Genomic DNA, 16887 nt, shown 5'->3' on the forward strand with positions numbered 1-16887 from the left:
CTCAACTAAATAAAAGTATCTTCTGGATTCACCAGCCGCAGCAGCTTTTGCTTAATTTGGGCATCAAAGACTTCCCATTTCATCTTGGCGTATTCAGCATTTTCGTTGAAGCCAGAGAGAAATCCCATTGGAATTTCAAACCCGCCTGCGGTGAAGCGACCACCCCCAAAAAAACGGCCTTGGGCATCTTGACCAAAGGCTTCTTTAATAAACTCGTCGGGGTCAAGGGTGATCTTGCTCGTTCGCAAGGAGCCAATCACAACTTCAAGTTCTTCGTCCTCATCGTGGACGATGCCATAAACCATGGCAGTATGGACGTTCTCCTCTGTGACCAAAAAGTCGGCGGCTTGCGGAATAGCATCGCGATCGTCGTAGCGTAGGTAACCCACCCCAGCGATTGAGAAGTTATTTTGCACAATCCGGTTGCGGAGCGATCGCTCAATCACGTCCATCACCCGTTTAGAACGAGCTGACTGAAGGACTGCGTTGAGCAGTTGGGTGTCGTAAAACCGACTCAAGTAGGCCGCTGCAAGAAAGTCTTCCTCTTGGGCCTGCATTAGGGTGTTGGTGTCGGAGCGCAGGCCGTGCATTAGGGCAGTCGCGCACTTGACATGCTGACTAATGCTGCTGTCAAGGTTGAGCAAGCCTGCTTGGAGGTAGTGGGCGCAAATAGTAGCTGTTGCCCGCGTATGAGGGCGAATATCAGAGAATTCTGGATTCAATCCACCCTGCATGCTGTGATGGTCGATTACTACCGTCACTGGGATGCCTGCCTGTTGTACTAGTGTCAGGAGTTGGCTAGTTGTACCTTGGTTATCAATTAGGGCACAACCTTGGTAAATCGATAAATCTTTGGTTTTGGTACTCTGCACCGTCCAGCGCTGCACAGGTAGATTAGTCAGCTTCACTAAGGCAATATTTTCTTGGTGGCTGAGCGTCCCTGCATAAACAATTTCACATTGAATGTTGTACTGCTCAGCAATCAGTTTGTAAGCCCAAGCCGAAGAGAGGGCATCTGGGTCGGGAAAATCTTGGAGGATGATCAGCTGGCGTTCGCCTTGATGCCGCTCTAAATTTTGGCGGAGCGCTTCTACTTTTTGATCCTTGGAATCTAACGCGCGTTGGGCTTGGCGATCGCCAACATTTGGGATGGCTCGAACCTCTGGATACTCAACTGCTGGATATTCGACAGACTTGGCTTCCACAATGGTTTCTGCTGCTGATTCTGAGTTTAGAACGATATTGTTGCGAGACCTAAGCGAGTTAGACGACATACTGGCACAAAGTTGGGTTTAGGAGTCTCGTATCCCAATCGCGGCAATGCTACAAACTGGCAGAAATCAGCGATTGAGCCGTTGATCTGTACACCCTGATCTTCGCAAAAAACTCGTAGAACGACATACTGCTCGCAGAGTATCTACGAAGCAGTAGAGACCAGCGCTTCATCCATAGATAATGGGAGGGGTGGGCCTCTCATAACCCATCTGGGATTGCTAGATCAGCAATTAAAAACCCCGCGCTTACTTGCACACGGGGGTCAGATACCAATCACATATTTACGCCATTCCTGATGTCCGCCGTTCTTGACATGCTTTGTGACTTCGAAGTAAAGGCCACTGTGGGGTTTGCGCGGTGGATAGTCTAGAGGCATATTGGCTTCTTTCGGAGTGCGGTTGCCTTTTTTGACATTACAACGAACACAAGCAGTCACGATATTTTCCCAACTGTCATCCCCGCCGCGCGATCGCGGAATCACATGATCGAGGGTTAGGTCATCACCTGTGTAGCCACAGTATTGACAAGAGTGACTATCTCGGTGGAGGATATTTCGTCGGGTGAGTGGAATTTCCTTGTAAGGCACCCGGACATAATGCCGCAGCCGGATCACCGTTGGCAGTGGAAAATCAGAGTAGACACATTTGCCGTTGTGTTCTACCTGTTCTGCTTTGCCTTTGAGAAGTAAAACGATCGCCCGTCGCCAGCTCGTAATGTTGAGTGGTTCGTAGGAGGCGTTTAGCACCAGAACCTTGCTCATTGATGGTTGACAGAGAGAATATTTTCACAGATAGTAACACAGCTCACATCTGCTCTGCCGCGTCTACTAGTGGGATCAAGCCTAACTTAGGCAGCCTTAATGCCAGAAGCGGTTTTTCTACCTACCAAAAGATAAGTTTTCATCTCTCCCCTACCCTTAATCGGAATTTCGCCGCGCTCAATAAATAAATACTTGTCTTGCAAACATTGGTAAGTGCTAGCTGTGACTTGAATGCAGCCCGCTAGACCTTCCGATTCCATGCGGCTGGCAATGTTAACTGTGTCGCCCCAAAGATCATAGATAAACTTTTTGATGCCAATCACGCCTGCTACGACTGGGCCTGTGTTGATGCCAATGCGAATGGGAAAGATTTCGTGCTGCTCTAGATTGAGTTGGGCGATCGCGGTCTGCATATCCAAGGCCATCTCGGCGATCGCTTCCGCGTGATTAGCACAGGGAATGGGCACACCCCCTACAGCCATGTAGGCATCACCGATGGTTTTAATTTTTTCGAGGCCGTGGCGTTCGGCTAAGCGGTCAAAAGCAGAGAAAATTTGATTGAGTAGATTGACCAGTTCAGTGGGTGAGATGCGAGCCGCAAGCTGAGTAAAGTTGACGATGTCGGCAAAGAGTACCGTCACGTCTGGGAAGCTATCCGCGATCGCCCCAGAATTTTGTTTCAGTTTTTCCGCGATCGATGGGGGCAGAATGTTGAGCAACAACTCTTCGGCCTTGGCTTGCTGTAACCGCAGAGCTGCTTCGAACCGCTTGCGATCGGTGATGTCGGCAACAGTGCCTTCGTAGTAGAGGAGTTTCCCTTTGGCATCGCGTACCGCTCGGGCGGTCTCGGAAATCCAAATTAGGTTGCCGTCTCGCCGATAGACTTCCGATTCAAACCGGGACACTACTCCGTCTTGTTCTAAAGCCAGAATAAATTCTGTGCGGCGATCGGGTTCTATATAAAGCTGCTCAGCACTGGTGAGGTTAGCGATCAAATCCTCTGAGCTGCTATAGCCGTAAATTCTTGCTAGGGCTGGGTTGGCGCTGAGGTAGCTGCCATTGGGTGCAGTTTGAAAAATCCCCTCTAAGGAGTTCTCAAAAATGCTGCGATATTTTTCTTCCGCCAGGCGCAGTGCTTCTTCAGCGCGTTTGCGTTGCAGAACAGAGCCGAGTTGAGTAGCGACCGCTGACACCAGTTCCACCAAGCCTCGGTCTTCTTCCCGGGCTTCAAACATAAAGAAGACGAGGATAGCTAACACTTCACCTTCTGCGGTAATGGGCACGCCAAAGCCTGCTTTGAGACCCACCTCTAGGGCAATGTGCACTCGTAAAAAGTGCTGATACGCCTCCTGAGAAACATCCTGAATCCACTCTGGTTGTTTGGAGAGCCAAACTCGTCCTGGTAAGCCTGCTCCTAAGGGAAAGGTGAAAGCTTCACTGAGGCGGCGGAAGTCCCGCATGATTGGAGAATTGCTGTACCAAGCAGGACTGAGTTCCAACGCAACTCGCTCTGGGCAGGAAATCCAGGCTTCCCCGTAATCCCAATCCGTGGCTTCACAAACTTTGGTGAGAGCGACTTCGAGAGCCGTGGCGAAGTCCTCTGCTTCGCTAATTGCCTGAGTGACATTTTGCAGTAATTGGACGGCTGTGGCTGCTTGCTTTCGCTTCGTGATGTCGTGAAGCGTACCAGATAGTCCTACAACTCGCTCTTTGGCATCTAAGGTGGCTTGAGCTTCTAGCTCCATCCAGCAAAGCTTGCCGTCTTTGGTCAGCAACCGCACTTCAGCCCGATAGTCCGGGGCTTGCTGAGTCATCAACCGCTGAAATTGCTGCCGATGGTAGGGGCGATCCTCCGGGTGAATGTAGCTGAGAAAATGTTGGCCTAGACTTTCTTCTACGGCAAATCCAGCGATCCTGCTCCATGCAGGATTCAAAAACTGCCAAACTCCTGCCCCATCAGTTTGAAAAATCACTTCTTTGATGTTATCTACCACCAGCCGATAGTTTTCCTGGCTGTGACGCAGTTGCCACTGGGACTTGCCCAACGCCTCTAGCATTTGGTTAATCGCAGACCCCAAATTAGACAATTCATCGGAGCCGAGAGACGCGACTCGCAGCGAGAAATCTCTAGATGAGCTAATCTTGCTGACTTCACCCATCAGGTGGCCTAGCCGTCGTAGCACCAGTCGCTCTAGCAGTAAGAGTGTCCCAATGCCGAACCCTAAACCAATAATGAGCAAGGTTAGTAACAGATAACGTTGGCTGGCTTGCCCTTGCTGATAAATTCGTCTCGGTAACTCTACGCGCAAGAGAATGGCTGGTTTGCCGTTGAGGTCGTTGATGAGGGTATAGCCTGCGATCGCCTCTGAGCTTAAGGGCTGAACAAAAATGCGATCGCCCTTTCCAGAAAGAGTTTGAGTGCTGAGGCTGGTTCTAGCCGTGGCTAAATCAGGAGGTAGCTGCGGAGCATCAATGCGATAAGCCGTGAGCGAAAGATGAGTAATATTAGCCAGACGTTGAACCGTAGCGCTGTCTAAGTAGCGCCCCATCAAAAGAGTGCCTTGTGCCGGTCCTTTGCCTTCCCCGGTCAAGATTAAACTGGAGGCAACTAACATAGGGCCCTCTGGCAAGAGCACCACCCCTGCTAGCCGATTGGTGGCGCTAGGCGGTTGTAGCAGGGAAGGATGCGCTGCTAAGTAGCTCTGAATGCTAGGCGGAATCGCGGTGAGGTGCTGAGTTTTGGAGTCGAAGCTTTTGCCAAAGATGGTTTTCCCTGAAAGCTGAGTGTAGAGCATCAGGTTGACTTGGAGGCGGGTGATCGTGGCTGCGTTGAGGTTGGCGGTGAGATAGGTGCTGTTGCCGTCCTGCACAAATTGATAAGTATCGTTCCACTCAGCCCAGTCATGAACGGTAAAGTTCAGTTTGTCAATTTCTGCATCAAAGGCATCGATCGCCCGCTCGACATTGCGTTGCGTATCTTCTGCTTCTAGCTTGGCAAAACTACCCAGCAAAATGGTGGAGGAGCTAGTGTAGAGGACTCCTACCAGACCTACTAGAGCTACGCTAATCAGTAGCAGAGTTCGCTGGCGCAGTTTCATTGAATTCCCTTCACAGAATTCGGCATTATTGACTCTTGCATCAGATTTCTCTCCGCTTCAGATGTAGTAACTTCTGATACTTTCTGGCGGCAGCTTCAGACTCAACCATGATTTCGCTTGCCTCGCTGTATAAGCCTGAGGAAACTCAGCATACGTTTACCTCTATCTCAAATCAATATCCTGAACTGTGTCTTTGTCTCAGTAAAACTGCTGAATTTGTTCATAACTTCTTCATTTAGGCTCTGTACTTAAAGTTATTTTGTTTGTCCTAACGGAATGGTGCTGCTGATCGGTGGATAGTGCAGACAAACTTGTGACAATCCGGCGCACTGGTTAAACTGCTGGTAAATTTTATTAACTCGTCTTGACTCCTAGCTTTAGAGAGGGTCGAGGTGGGGACTAAAACGCTACGGTGCGGTAAGTCTATTCGGACGATGTGCCTAGAGTCGTAGAGCTGAAGTGGTGTGAGTGGAAGGAGGGAAGGAATATGTTGAGCTGGGAGCCAGATTTAAGAACTGCCTCTATACAACGTGAGGTGCCGAGAGAACCTCTGTGTGAGCGGGCTTGGGTAGAAGTAGATTTGAGTGCCTTGGCTTACAACATTCGGCAGCTTAAGAGTTTGCTAGCGCCCAAAACAGCGCTAATGGCAGTGGTGAAAGCAGATGCTTATGGCCACGGTGCGGTGACTGTGGCGGAGACGGTGTTGCAGCATGGTGCGGCTTGGTTAGGAGTCGCCACAATTCCCGAAGGCATTGCCCTGCGAGAAGCAGGCATTGAAGCACCCATTTTGGTTTTAGGGGCGACTTACAGCCCAGAGCAAATCCGCGCGATCGCTCACTGGCAACTGCAACCAACGTTAGGTAGCCCCAAGCAGGCACTGGTGTTCTCAGAAACTCTGAGTGACATGTCCCAACCTCAACCATTACCTGTCCATATCAAACTCGATACAGGGATGTCTCGTTTAGGGACTCCTTGGCAACAGGCGATCGCCTTTGTGCAGTTGGTAGAACGCTTACCTCATTTAAAAATAGTCAGCATTTACTCGCATTTAGCGACTGCTGATAGCCCTAACCCCACCGTGATGCGGTTGCAACAGGAACGATTTGAAGCCGCGATCGCCCAACTGCAAGCCACAGGAATAGCTTTACCTCGGCTGCATCTCGCCAATTCGGCGGCTACCCTGACAGATGCAAATTTGCACTATGACTTAGTACGAGTCGGCCTAGCAATGTATGGTCTTTATCCCGCGCCCCATCTGCAACCTGTAGTAGACCTGAAGCCAGCGCTGCAAGTGAAGGCGCGAATTACCCAAGTGAAAACAATCCAGCCAGGTACAGGAGTCAGCTACAGCCACAAGTTCGTCGCTGACCGAGAAATGACGATCGCGGTGGTAGGAATCGGTTACGCGGATGGCGTGCCGCGCAATTTATCCAACCAACTGACTGGACTGATCCGAGGGCGACGGGTGCGACAGTTGGGCGCGGTGACAATGGACCAACTCATGGTTGATGTGACGGGTATTCCCAACCTGGAGGCTGGGGAAGTGGTGACACTGTTGGGGCAGGATGGCCGCGATCGCATTACCGCCGATGACTGGGCCACAACCTTAGGCACGATTTCTTGGGAAATTCTTTGTGGGTTTAAGCATCGTTTGCCACGGGTCGCTGTAGGACAAAGCTAGGTGTCCGGTGTACTACCAAAAACCAGGTAGATCTTCTTGGGGTAACTCGCGATCGCCAAACTTGGAAGGAGGGCGATCGCTACTCCAAGCCCACCAAGCATAACCACATTGGCATTGGTAAAACTCTTGCCATTTGCGACGATGGTTTTCGGTATACACGGGCGATCGGCGGTTAAGCCAAACTTGTTGAGCTTCTAGGCTGGGTGCATGACATTGAGGGCAATGAAACTCATGGGCGTGAGTCGCTGATTGAGTCCAGTCAGGCGCAATGGGATCGAAAGCGTCCATGCCAAAGGTTGTTGAGATTAACTGTTTATTATTAACGCGATTGTCCTGCTGTTTCCCAAAGGAAATGAAATTTGTCGGCTCACTGACAGTAAATCTTAAAGTTTCAGGGAATTCCGATCTGGATCGCCCTACTTAAGGTTTCACTAGAACCGAAGTGCTATTTTCTATAGACTTCTGGGCAACTTTATCAGTGGACTGTGATATTTCTAACAAGCAGGGAATATTGCTGCCAACTCTGAATTGAAGAGATTTTGACGGGTCAACCTGCACCATCAGCAGACGAACTAAGCCTATGAGCTACCTAAATTTACTTTCTTTTCTCGGCATTTTTGGTCTCTGTGCGGTCGCTTGGCTATTCTCTGAAAACCGGAGCCTACGTGTTTTTCCTTGGCGGGTGGTGATAGCAGGCATTCTATTGCAACTCGTGCTGGGAGCCTTGGTGTTTTTGTTTCCTCCTACTAGAGCGGCACTCCAAGGATTTAGTAGTTTATTAGATAGTGTATTTTTGGCCGCAGATACGGGGGCGAGCTTTGTCTTCGGCAAAAACCTCGTACCCTTGCCTACCAGACCTGCGGATGTCAATTTAGGCTACATTTTTGCCTTTCGCGCCTTGCCCACAGTCATCTTCTTTTCTGGCTTGATGGCCTTGCTCTACAACATTGGCGTCATCCAGGTTATTACTAATATTTTTGCCAAGGTTTTTTACGCGGTCATGCGCCTGAGCGGGGCAGAGGCCCTGAGTGGAGCTGCTAATATCTTCGTCGGCATTGAGGCGGCGATTGTGGTGAAGCCTTACCTGCCCAAAATGACGCGCAGTGAACTCTGTGCCATTCTGTCTTGCTGTTTTGGCACCGCTGCTTCCTCGACCTTGGCGATCTACGTCAGCTTCCTGCGGCCTGTCTTCCCCAACATTCTGGGACACTTGGTTTCAGCCTCGATTATTGCCATTCCTGCTTGCTTTGTCCTGTCCAAGATCTTAGTGCCAGAAACCGAAGTTCCCTTGACAGCGGGCGGCATTCCGATGGAGTCAAAAGCCACGACCCGGAAAGAAGCAGCGGTTGTAGAGTCAGATTTTGAGGACGCGCCTAAGCATGAAACGGTAGGTGGAGAGCCGATCGAGCGCGTTAGCCCAATGGACGCAGCCATTGTGGGGGCGTTGGATGGGGTCAAAATGGCGGTGGCGATCGCCGCAGTGCTGATCCTGATCTTGGGTTTAGTCTCCTTAATTAACCAAATTTTTGCTGCATTAGCTGCTATTCCTGGCCCCATTGGGCAAATTTTCAGTGTGGTGACGCTGGCTAATATCGAGGGTGTGCTCTTCTTGCCGCTCACCTTTTTGACGGGCGTTTCCTTAGATTGGAATGAGCTGTGGCAATCCTCGGTAATTATTGGCCGCAGACTGCTAGAAACAGCGATTCCCCCCTATCAAGCATTGGCGACGGCAGCTGCTTTACCCGGAGCAGAGCGGGTGATTAGCGATCGCGCTGTTTTGATTATTAGCTATGCGCTATCTGGCTTTGCTCACTTGGCTTCAGTAGGAATCTTTGTGGGAGGCACGATCGCCCTGATTCCGTCTCGCCGCAAAGATATTTCCGAACTGGGTTGGAAAGCGTTATTTGTCGGCACCTTAGCGACCATGATGATCGCAGCAGTGGCAGGTGTCTTTTACCAAGAAGGGAATGGCAGCATCTTAGGCGACCAACCTCCAGCGATCACTGCGCCAGCCGTAACCCCTGGTGCCTCACCAACGGCATCACCCACCAGCCCAGCTACGACTGTGGCCCCAAGTAGCCCCAGCGCTACCACCACTCCAGCAACTGCGCCCGCTGCAACCGCACCAACGACATCCCCAGCGGCTAGTCCTGCTGCGACTACTCCTCCCGTAACCAGTTCCCCTACAGCCAGTCCTAGAGTTCAGGCTGCGCCTCAAACTGCGCCGACTGCAACAACTTCACCTACGACCTCGCCCGCAGGAACAACACCAGCTACCAGAGCTACCCCAGCGGCTTCTCCCCGTCCTTAATGGGTAAGAGGGGCGATCGCTCAGGCAATAGCTTGTAAAATCGGGACATGATGAATCCTGACCCCGAAGTTCGCCGCCTCTTAGATATCATGCCTGCCTCCGGGCGGATGCTCTGCCGCATTGTGAACAAACCGGAGCAATCGTGGGTGATTGACTACTCTTATCCGGTGCCTTGGTCACCCAATCGCCCAGTCTTCATCAACTTTGACCTGTGGAGCCAGTTGTCTCGGCCTCAACGAGATCTGACCCTGTTGCGAGCGGTGAGCTGGTTAATTGGGATTAAGTGGTTTAAACCAGACCTCTATCGCGGTTTAATTGCCGTTGGCTTGGTGGGCGCTGGTGTAGAAGCGGTGCAGGGAGATGCGGTAGGGCTGTTGATGGCAGGAGGACTAGCGGCGATCGCGGGAACTCAAATTTGGCGCTCGACTCAAAGTTCGCGGCGGGAACTCGAAACCGATGAAGCCGCGATTCGAGTAGCTTTGCGGCGGGGCTATACCGAAGCGGAAGCGGCTCGGCACTTATTAGAAGCGATCGAAGCAGTGGCTCAGATTGAAGGACGACTCCAATTGAGCTTTACAGAACTGGTGCGCTGTCAGAATTTACGAGCGATCGCAGGTTTGTCTCCTGTCGCCACACCAGAAACCTTAAGGCAAGAATAGCTCCAGTTATCACTGCTTCAAGCAGTGGTAGAGCTGATAGCTGTACCCATTTACCCCAGAATTTAGCTTGGGGTCAACCGCACATCCTTGGGTTTGTAGAGAGCTGGGCAACGCTGATTCTGAACTGGTGTAGAAATTCACGAGCCACAAATCGAAAGGTCGAGGAAGACCGGGTAAGTTTTGCTGGAGGACTTGGGCTGATTGTTGGCAGTTGGTTTGCTTGGGGTTACAAGTCTGATGCGCCAACAAAAACTTGCCCAAGTTTTTGTTGGAACTGTCTGACGCACTATCATGCCAGAATTCCCAGGCTAGTCCCATTAGTTCTCCCGTTTGCACATGGGTATTGTGGGTGGTGGCAATCAGTGTCGGTACTTGGGATGTGGCTCGAATCACGGGAGCCAATAGGTCGGGACGGTAATATTTGCGGTAGCCCAAATTATTAGTGACGGTCAAACCGCTTAAAACTCCCATTAACAACACGGCAAGAATGGCTGGTTTGCCATATTTTTCGAAGGGAAGCCAAGTGCGTTGTGAAGTTGAGGAGGGATGCTCTGTTGGGGTGCGATTAGCAGAAGCCGAGTTCCAAACAGCCGCTAAACTGGCACCAACCAGAGCCATAACTCCTGGAAAATACATAAAGTTGTACCGAGCGCCACGGGTCAGGTCAGTGCCCAAGCCGTAGGTAATCGCAAAAATCAGCGCGATCGCTCCCAACACAAACCCTGCCAAAACTTGTATTCCTGAGCCAGCTTCCTGACTATGCCATTGAGTTTTGAAACCCTGATGCAAAAGGGGGATGGCCCAGATGAAATAAATTATCATGATTACCCCAGAGGCGATCACAATCGGTAGCAGTTCCGCTTCCACAGGTAAGAGAGATAGCATGGTGATCCAGGCGGCTAAGGCTTGAAAAATGGGGCCAATCCAAGCCATGAGATTCCAGCGATCGCTCGTTTCAATCCACTCGGTCAGGTCGCTGCCATAGACAGATTGCAAGGCTGGTAGCCAAATTAAACCACCTACGATTGTGCCAGCTACCACTGCGTAAATGCGTCGCCAGTAAGGTCGTAACCAAGTGCCTGGGTCTTGGCGACTCTGAGTGATCGCTTGTCCAATCAAGACAAAAGCTTCGGCAAATAGTGTCAGACCGAAAAAATAGTGTGTGGCAATGCCCAAACTGTTGACCACCACCCAAGCCAAGCCGATCCAAATGGGCAAACGACGGCGATCGCGGAGAGCCTGGGTCGCAACGACGAAACAACTGAGCGACGCAATCACCCACAAAATCGAGAGGGTGTAGTGTCGGGCTTCTTGCGCTAGAAACAGTCCATAGGGAGACACCGCCATCATCATCGCTGCTAATTGCCCAGCCAAGCGAGAACGGAAGGTGAGCCAACCCAAGCCAAACATGGCAGGAATAGATACAACTCCCAGCAAAGCAGGCAGCGATCGCCCCACCCAAATCGAGACCAAGCCGTTTTCTGGAGAAAATAGCTGCATCCATAGATGCGCCAAGACAAAATATAAAGGCGGATGGGTGCTCTCACTCATCAGGTGTTGCAGCACCCCATCAATGCCTGCGGTTGGGTCAGGTTGCAAAGGCTCTAGGAGACGGCGGATGGTAATGACTTGATCGAGGGGAACCGTACGAAAGCTATTTCCCAAACTGAAGACCAAGGTGGAAAATTCATCGGTCCACAATGCCTTATTAGCCAAGTGGTTAAAGCGTAGTGCCGCACCCAGCAAGATCCACCCAAACAACAAACAGAGATGCAGCCAACGACTATGGGAAAGAGCCTTCAATCAACACCGCCTCAGCGAGCTAAAGGGGTAAAACCATCAAAATCGGGAAAGCCAGAATAGTATAATGGCTTTTCTATGAAGTGCGCTCCTCAGGTTTATGCATAACTTTCTGCCCATCGCTTACTTTAGAAACCAGTTCGTGCCCTTTGGTGAAGCTAACCTCTCCATTGCAACTCATGCCCTACATTACGGAACTGGTGCGTTTGGTGGCTTGAGAGGCATTCCTGATCCTCAGAATGATCAGCAGTTCTTGTTGTTCCGCTTGGATGCTCACTGCAAGCGATTAAGTAATAGCGCTAAGTTTCTGCATTACGATTTACCAGCCGATAAAATTCAGCAAATTCTAGTTGATTTTGTCAAAAAAAATAGGCCGACTACTTCTTTTTATATTCGTCCGTTTGTTTATACTTCTGACTTAGGTATCGCTCCTAGACTGCACAATATTGAAAAAGATTTCTTTGTTTATGGTTTAGAGTTAGGAGATTATTTATCTCCTGAAGGCGTGAGCTGCCGCATTAGTTCTTGGTATCGCCAAGAAGACCGTAGTTTACCGTTGCGGGGCAAAATTAGTGGCGCTTACATTACCTCTTCTTTAGCGAAAACTGAAGCGGTAGAATCTGGCTTTGATGAAGCGATTTTGATGAACTCGCAAGGCAAGGTCAGCGAAGCTTCGGGCATGAATATCTTTGTGGTGAGGAATGGCAAAATCATCACCCCAGGATTTGATCAAGATATTCTGGAAGGCATCACTAGAGACAGTGTCTTGACGATCGCTCGTGATTTAGGAATTGAAGTGATTGAGCGATCGCTGGATAAATCTGAATTATTTGCGGCGGATGAGGTATTTCTCAGCGGAACTGCGGCTAAAATTACGCCCGTCCAGCGGGTGGAGAATTACCACTTATCCACAGAAAGACCCATTACGGAAAAGCTGAGAGAGAAGCTAACTGCCATTACCGAAAATCGTGACCCTAAATATCAAGATTGGGTCTTTCCGATTGCTGTGTAGTTTGGCTGGCAACAAAAAACCCCCAGCCATAGCCAGGGGTCACAATCAGGGTGCATCTACCATTCCTTGTTTCACGACTACGTGACAATGATCCGGAAAGTTTCTTGAGATAGAGCGATCGTGGTTGCAGATTCACTACACTGTCGGCATATAACTGCATCCAGGAGGAAATTCGATGCGAACGCTGTCAGTAGACATTGGTGGTAGCGGTGTAAAGGTGATGGTGTTGGACGAGGCAGGCCATGCACTCACGCAGCGATCGCGGGTGGAAACCCCCCAACCTCCTATTCCGGATGCCGTGATTGCGGCGATCGCCCAGTTGACTGAGGGCCAAGGCGAGTTCGATCGCGTTTCGGTAGGTTTTCCGGGTGTAGTGCGTAACGGAGTGACGGCAACGGCTGTGAATCTTGACCCTAGCTGGATCGGGTTTGATTTAGCAACTGCGTTGTCTCAGCGCTTAGGTAAGCCTGTGCGGGTTGCGAATGATGCCGATATGCAAGGCATGGGGGCGATCGTAGGTAAAGGGGTAGAGCTAGTGATCACTCTGGGTACTGGCTTTGGCTCGGCTTTGTTTGTCAATGGTCAACTCGTGCCCAACTTGGAAATGGGGCATCATGAGTTCCGCAATGAGGAAACCTACGAGCAACAGTTAGGCCGAGAAGCACTCGATCGTGTGGGTAAGAAAAAGTGGAACCGTCGCTTAGAGAAGGCGATCGCATCTTTGGAGCATTTGTTTAACTACGATGCTCTCCATATCGGGGGCGGCAATACCGACAAAATCGCGATCGAATTACCAGCCAATGTCAAAGTTGTGCCCAATGTGACTGGTCTATTTGGTGGTATCGCTTTGTGGCGTGATGCCTCTGAGGGCAATCCAGATCAATTATCCTAACTCTGTCCCAACATGGTTAAACCAGTCCTGCTTCTACTGGTCTCCAACATCTTCATGACTTTCGCTTGGTATGGTCATTTGAAGGATCTAAAGGCAGCTCCGCTTTGGATTGCCATTGTTGTCAGTTGGGCGATCGCTTTTTTTGAATACTGTTTTCAAGTTCCAGCCAATCGGCTCGGTGTGGCCTACTTCAGCTTACCTCAGCTAAAGGTGTTGCAGGAAATTATCACGATGCTGGTGTTTGCAGGGTTCAGTGTGGCTTACATGAAGGTGCCCCTAACTCGCAACTATTTCTTTGCCGCAATGCTTCTAGCAGGTGCAGCCTACCTAATCTTCAGCGAAAAACCACGATGAGCAAATTAGAGTGAACGCTGTCAAGTTTTACGAGTATTGGATGGGGCGATCGTGTCTTCGAAGCATTTGTTTAAAGATGAAGTTGCAAACGAGAAGAATTAACAAGAACTAAATACTTCTAGAAAATTTAGTTCTTACTTAGACAGTATTTTGTACTAAATCCATAGTCTTGATTAAGAATGTGCTAACCAAACAATAATAAGAGCAATGGTTGCTGGTAATGTTTGAAGTACGAGTGTTGTAGGTTTGAGCGTAACTGCACCATAAAGCCCAGCAACAATAACACAAGCAAGAAAAAAGATTGGAATGGATATGTTTTGCTCAAAAGCTCCCCAAAGTAAACCAGCTGCAAGAAAGGCATTGTACAAACCTGCATTATTAACAATTGGGGCAACCTGACTGGCAATATCAGCAGAAAATCCCAATCTTCCATAAACAGATGGCGTTTGCCAGAAAAACATCTCTACCACCGAAATGGCGATATGGATAAAACCAACAATTGCAACAACGATGGTAGAAACGGTTTGCATAGCGTCCCTCGCTAAATAAATCAGTCTATTTTAGAACCAAAGCCCTAGAGAAGTAAAAGCTTTTAATCACTATCAGTAACCGTGTTTTTAGTTTTCTCGACAGCTTTACTCACCGTTTTCGCTGCCATAGTAAGAGGGTCTTGGGAAATTCCCAGCATATACACCTCATCCAAATTATGATGCTTCTCTAGGGCAGCTTCATGAATGGTGAAATAAATGGGTGTACCAGTATGTGCATAATCTGGCATCCTTCTTTTGTTCCTGTCATACATAGCTTTGAAGAAGCCGAAAATTGGATTTGGGTTTTTGTCCACTCCAGCGACTCCGCCAACTCCAAGATCTGCCTCCGGAGGCGCGTCAGGTGGTGCGGGCTTTAAAACGTTTCCAGTTGGAAATGGCAGCATAGTAACAAAATCTTCTGTGTTGGCTATCCGCCAGTGTTGGACACCTAACTCTTGAAAACTCATCGCAAAATTTCTGTCTCCACACCGAGGACTGGCAAAGGTGTAAAGTGCGATGTTTTCAGGATTAGTAAAATGAGTGTTCTTTAGAATGTCCGGAATTGCTAATGTTGCCAGTGCCCCACCTAAGCTATGGCCTGTGACAAAAACTTTAGCATTTGGTGATTTTTGATTAAGTGCTGCAATGAGGTTCTGTCTTAGGCTTATGTAGATACCTCTAAAACCTGCTGTTACAAACCCAAATTCATTATCAATTTGGGGAATAACAATCGAACTTTGATTTTCCTGCACAATACGCTCTACAATCTCTTCCTTAATCTCTACTTTTTGTTTTTTTCTATCAGTACTATCTTTCAAAGAAACAAGCTGGATATTTGCATCCTTAAACCACTCCACGAAGCGCCTAGTACCTCGGAAGATCACATATATATTCTCACTGCTAGCGTCAGAAGCAACAAATCCAAAAGGGATATCTCTCTCTGCAAGTTCAGTATGTAATTGGTACGGTTTCTCTAGATTGAATATTTGTAAATCACTTCTTGATTGTGAATTATTTTTTTGTTCGAACAAATCAAACTGCTGGTACGCTTGCTGGATCAACCCTGCCAAGGTTCGAGCCATAGAAGGATCAAATCCTTCAGGATAGGTATTAACTTGTGAAACAATTACTCTGTCTTCTGTCATGTTGGGATGGGATGAAGAGGGCATAACGTTTCCTTAAATCCTAAAAGTTAAAAACAGTGACCAAATAGATTTTCTCTATATTCCAACAGGACTTTAGTTGACTAATTTTACTTTAATCTCTACCTATCTGGTTTGTCAGTTGGAAAAGGTCAGGAATAAAGCCAGACAAAAGTCAGGCATATCTAAAGCAACTATCCAACCAAACCCTGTTAAGCTTTATTGGTTAAGAAATTTATTGCGACTAGTAAGTTTATTTGATCTCATTGTTAATTGCTCAAATTTGGGCAAGCAGCATTCTATTGAGCGATCGCCCGGTATGGCTCTAATAGTCCGTCGAGTAGGATGATAAGTATCTCGACGGGCTGTATAAGTTCCATTGATTATCTTTAAGGATAGTGTTGTGTTCCCATCTAAGTTCTTAGTCCTAGCGATGCTGGGGATACTTCCGATCGCGATCGCCTGTACCGAGCAATCGTCACCCACTGCCCCAGTGTCCAGCGCTAGTCCTGCTGCATCATCCAGTCCGAGTGCTTCGCCTACACCCTCAGCCAGCCCAACGAGCGCGATCGCACCAGGACAATATTGTTACCGTGCCGATTTGCCAGCCCTCACATCGGTATTGCGTTTAGCGGTAGCAGCGGATCAGACGGTCACTGGGGACAGTCAGGCCACCATACAAAATAAGTCTGAGGGCTACTATTCTTCCTATGCTCAAAAGATTTCTGGATCATTGGCAGGAAATCAACTAAAGGCCCAAATTCGCACCTGGATTGAGTATGACGTTCAAGATACCCAGGAAACCTGGAGCACTACGCCCAAGGAGGTTGTGACGCGGCAGACTAAATTGGTTGCTGCGGATTGTGAAGAGGTGCGATCGCGTTTTACAAATAAAGATGGATTGGAAGCGCGTGATCTCCTAGATGCGGCCTCTGCCGTACATACGAAGCAAGTACAGTTTGAGGCAGGTCGGAATAGCACTGTCATTAACCATGCTGTCATTCGGGGAGAACGAGATGTGTACCTGCTCAAGGCTCAAGGGGGACAGCAAATGAAGATCGTCCTAACCTCGACAGAACAGAACGCCACCTTTGATGTGGTGTCTCCCAGCGGATATATTCTGACTACCGAGGCACAGTCAGAAACGGTGCCTTTGCCCCATACTGGCGACTATCAAGTGATTGTCGGGAGTATCCGCGGCAATGCTACCTATGAATTGCAAATCACGATTCAGTAAATCTAGAACTTTCAATCTAGCCTGGCGATCGCCCCAAACAAAAAACCCCCAGCCGTAGCTAGGGGTCACATTCAGGGTGCATCTACCAGTTCTTTATTCGCAACTCCCAGAGAGGAATCAGGAAGGATTTGCAAGA

The 16887-nt window shown here is 49.1% G+C and carries 14 protein-coding genes; 7 read left to right on the forward strand and 7 right to left on the reverse strand.

Going from position 1 to position 16887, the window contains the following annotated elements; genetic code table 11:
• Nucleotides 1-5: 5 nt before the first annotated feature.
• From NDA01_RS09455 to NDA01_RS09465, 3 genes are all read right to left on the reverse strand, one after another.
• A complete protein-coding gene (locus tag NDA01_RS09455; RefSeq protein ID WP_348227757.1) occupies nt 6-1274 on the reverse strand; it encodes a DHH family phosphoesterase in 1269 nt (422 codons plus the stop codon).
• 263 nt (nt 1275-1537) lie between these two features.
• Nucleotides 1538-2035 carry an HNH endonuclease gene (locus tag NDA01_RS09460; protein WP_190435653.1) on the reverse strand — a complete coding sequence of 166 codons (498 nt, stop codon included), beginning with the start codon at nt 2033-2035 and terminating at the stop codon, nt 1538-1540.
• A gap of 86 nt (nt 2036-2121) precedes the next feature.
• On the reverse strand, nt 2122-5133 hold the full coding sequence (locus NDA01_RS09465; RefSeq protein WP_348227758.1) for an adenylate/guanylate cyclase domain-containing protein: 3012 nt from the start codon (nt 5131-5133) through the stop codon (nt 2122-2124).
• Nucleotides 5134-5620: 487 nt separating this feature from the next.
• On the opposite strand from NDA01_RS09465, the gene alr reads away from it, so the two are divergent.
• Complete coding sequence (gene alr, locus NDA01_RS09470) at nt 5621-6814, forward strand: alanine racemase (protein ID WP_348227759.1); 1194 nt, start codon at nt 5621-5623, stop codon at nt 6812-6814.
• A 12-nt stretch (nt 6815-6826) separates the two neighbouring features.
• On the opposite strand, the gene NDA01_RS09475 is transcribed toward alr, so the two are convergent.
• On the reverse strand, nt 6827-7102 hold the full coding sequence (locus NDA01_RS09475; protein WP_348227760.1) for a hypothetical protein: 276 nt from the start codon (nt 7100-7102) through the stop codon (nt 6827-6829).
• A gap of 292 nt (nt 7103-7394) precedes the next feature.
• Between NDA01_RS09475 and NDA01_RS09480 the strand changes: the two genes are divergently transcribed.
• Both NDA01_RS09480 and NDA01_RS09485 read left to right on the forward strand, forming a co-directional pair.
• Entirely contained in the window at nt 7395-9125 is a 1731-nt protein-coding gene (locus NDA01_RS09480) for a NupC/NupG family nucleoside CNT transporter (RefSeq protein WP_348227761.1), read from the forward strand.
• 47 nt (nt 9126-9172) lie between these two features.
• Entirely contained in the window at nt 9173-9784 is a 612-nt protein-coding gene (locus NDA01_RS09485; protein WP_431193357.1) for a DUF3318 domain-containing protein, read from the forward strand.
• Between the two features lie 9 nt (nt 9785-9793).
• On the opposite strand, the gene NDA01_RS09490 is transcribed toward NDA01_RS09485, so the two are convergent.
• The gene (locus tag NDA01_RS09490) at nt 9794-11587 is read right to left on the reverse strand and encodes a glycosyltransferase family 39 protein (protein ID WP_348227762.1); all 1794 of its coding nucleotides are present in this window, start codon (nt 11585-11587) and stop codon (nt 9794-9796) included.
• 97 nt (nt 11588-11684) lie between these two features.
• Here NDA01_RS09490 and NDA01_RS09495 point away from each other — a divergent pair, with 97 nt between their 5' ends.
• The 3 genes from NDA01_RS09495 to NDA01_RS09505 all read left to right on the forward strand — a co-directional run bounded on the left by NDA01_RS09495 (nt 11685) and on the right by NDA01_RS09505 (nt 13842).
• Nucleotides 11685-12596: a branched-chain amino acid transaminase gene (locus NDA01_RS09495; RefSeq protein WP_190435633.1), complete on the forward strand. Its 912-nt coding sequence runs from the start codon at nt 11685-11687 to the stop codon at nt 12594-12596.
• A 175-nt stretch (nt 12597-12771) separates the two neighbouring features.
• Nucleotides 12772-13488, forward strand: a complete 717-nt coding sequence (locus NDA01_RS09500; RefSeq protein WP_348227763.1) for an ROK family protein — start codon at nt 12772-12774, stop codon at nt 13486-13488.
• A 12-nt stretch (nt 13489-13500) separates the two neighbouring features.
• Complete coding sequence (locus tag NDA01_RS09505; protein WP_348227764.1) at nt 13501-13842, forward strand: DMT family protein; 342 nt, start codon at nt 13501-13503, stop codon at nt 13840-13842.
• A 173-nt stretch (nt 13843-14015) separates the two neighbouring features.
• Here NDA01_RS09505 and NDA01_RS09510 read toward each other — a convergent pair whose 3' ends face one another.
• Nucleotides 14016-14372 carry a DUF1304 domain-containing protein gene (locus tag NDA01_RS09510; RefSeq protein ID WP_348227765.1) on the reverse strand — a complete coding sequence of 119 codons (357 nt, stop codon included), beginning with the start codon at nt 14370-14372 and terminating at the stop codon, nt 14016-14018.
• Nucleotides 14373-14434: 62 nt separating this feature from the next.
• Nucleotides 14435-15541 (reverse strand): lipase family protein, encoded by a 1107-nt coding sequence (locus tag NDA01_RS09515; protein ID WP_348227766.1) that lies wholly within the window; start codon nt 15539-15541, stop codon nt 14435-14437.
• Between the two features lie 376 nt (nt 15542-15917).
• Here NDA01_RS09515 and NDA01_RS09520 point away from each other — a divergent pair, with 376 nt between their 5' ends.
• The gene (locus NDA01_RS09520) at nt 15918-16751 is read left to right on the forward strand and encodes a hypothetical protein (RefSeq protein ID WP_348227767.1); all 834 of its coding nucleotides are present in this window, start codon (nt 15918-15920) and stop codon (nt 16749-16751) included.
• The last annotated feature ends 136 nt before the right edge of the window (nt 16752-16887 follow it).

It is taken from the genome of Trichocoleus desertorum AS-A10 (assembly GCF_039962155.1).
Classification (GTDB): Bacteria; Cyanobacteriota; Cyanobacteriia; order FACHB-46; family FACHB-46; genus Trichocoleus.

What these genes read in the sequence shown, in the direction of transcription:
- NDA01_RS09455 (WP_348227757.1), bottom strand. Translation starts at nt 1,274, where the DNA reads ATGTCGTCTAACTCGCTTAGGTCTCGCAACAATATCGTTCTAAACTCA.
- NDA01_RS09460 (WP_190435653.1), bottom strand. Translation starts at nt 2,035, where the DNA reads ATGAGCAAGGTTCTGGTGCTAAACGCCTCCTACGAACCACTCAACATT.
- NDA01_RS09465 (WP_348227758.1), bottom strand. Translation starts at nt 5,133, where the DNA reads ATGAAACTGCGCCAGCGAACTCTGCTACTGATTAGCGTAGCTCTAGTA.
- alr (WP_348227759.1), top strand. Translation starts at nt 5,621, where the DNA reads ATGTTGAGCTGGGAGCCAGATTTAAGAACTGCCTCTATACAACGTGAG.
- NDA01_RS09475 (WP_348227760.1), bottom strand. Translation starts at nt 7,102, where the DNA reads ATGGACGCTTTCGATCCCATTGCGCCTGACTGGACTCAATCAGCGACT.
- NDA01_RS09480 (WP_348227761.1), top strand. Translation starts at nt 7,395, where the DNA reads ATGAGCTACCTAAATTTACTTTCTTTTCTCGGCATTTTTGGTCTCTGT.
- NDA01_RS09485 (WP_431193357.1), top strand. Translation starts at nt 9,173, where the DNA reads ATGATGAATCCTGACCCCGAAGTTCGCCGCCTCTTAGATATCATGCCT.
- NDA01_RS09495 (WP_190435633.1), top strand. Translation starts at nt 11,685, where the DNA reads ATGCATAACTTTCTGCCCATCGCTTACTTTAGAAACCAGTTCGTGCCC.
- NDA01_RS09500 (WP_348227763.1), top strand. Translation starts at nt 12,772, where the DNA reads ATGCGAACGCTGTCAGTAGACATTGGTGGTAGCGGTGTAAAGGTGATG.
- NDA01_RS09505 (WP_348227764.1), top strand. Translation starts at nt 13,501, where the DNA reads ATGGTTAAACCAGTCCTGCTTCTACTGGTCTCCAACATCTTCATGACT.
- NDA01_RS09510 (WP_348227765.1), bottom strand. Translation starts at nt 14,372, where the DNA reads ATGCAAACCGTTTCTACCATCGTTGTTGCAATTGTTGGTTTTATCCAT.
- NDA01_RS09515 (WP_348227766.1), bottom strand. Translation starts at nt 15,541, where the DNA reads ATGCCCTCTTCATCCCATCCCAACATGACAGAAGACAGAGTAATTGTT.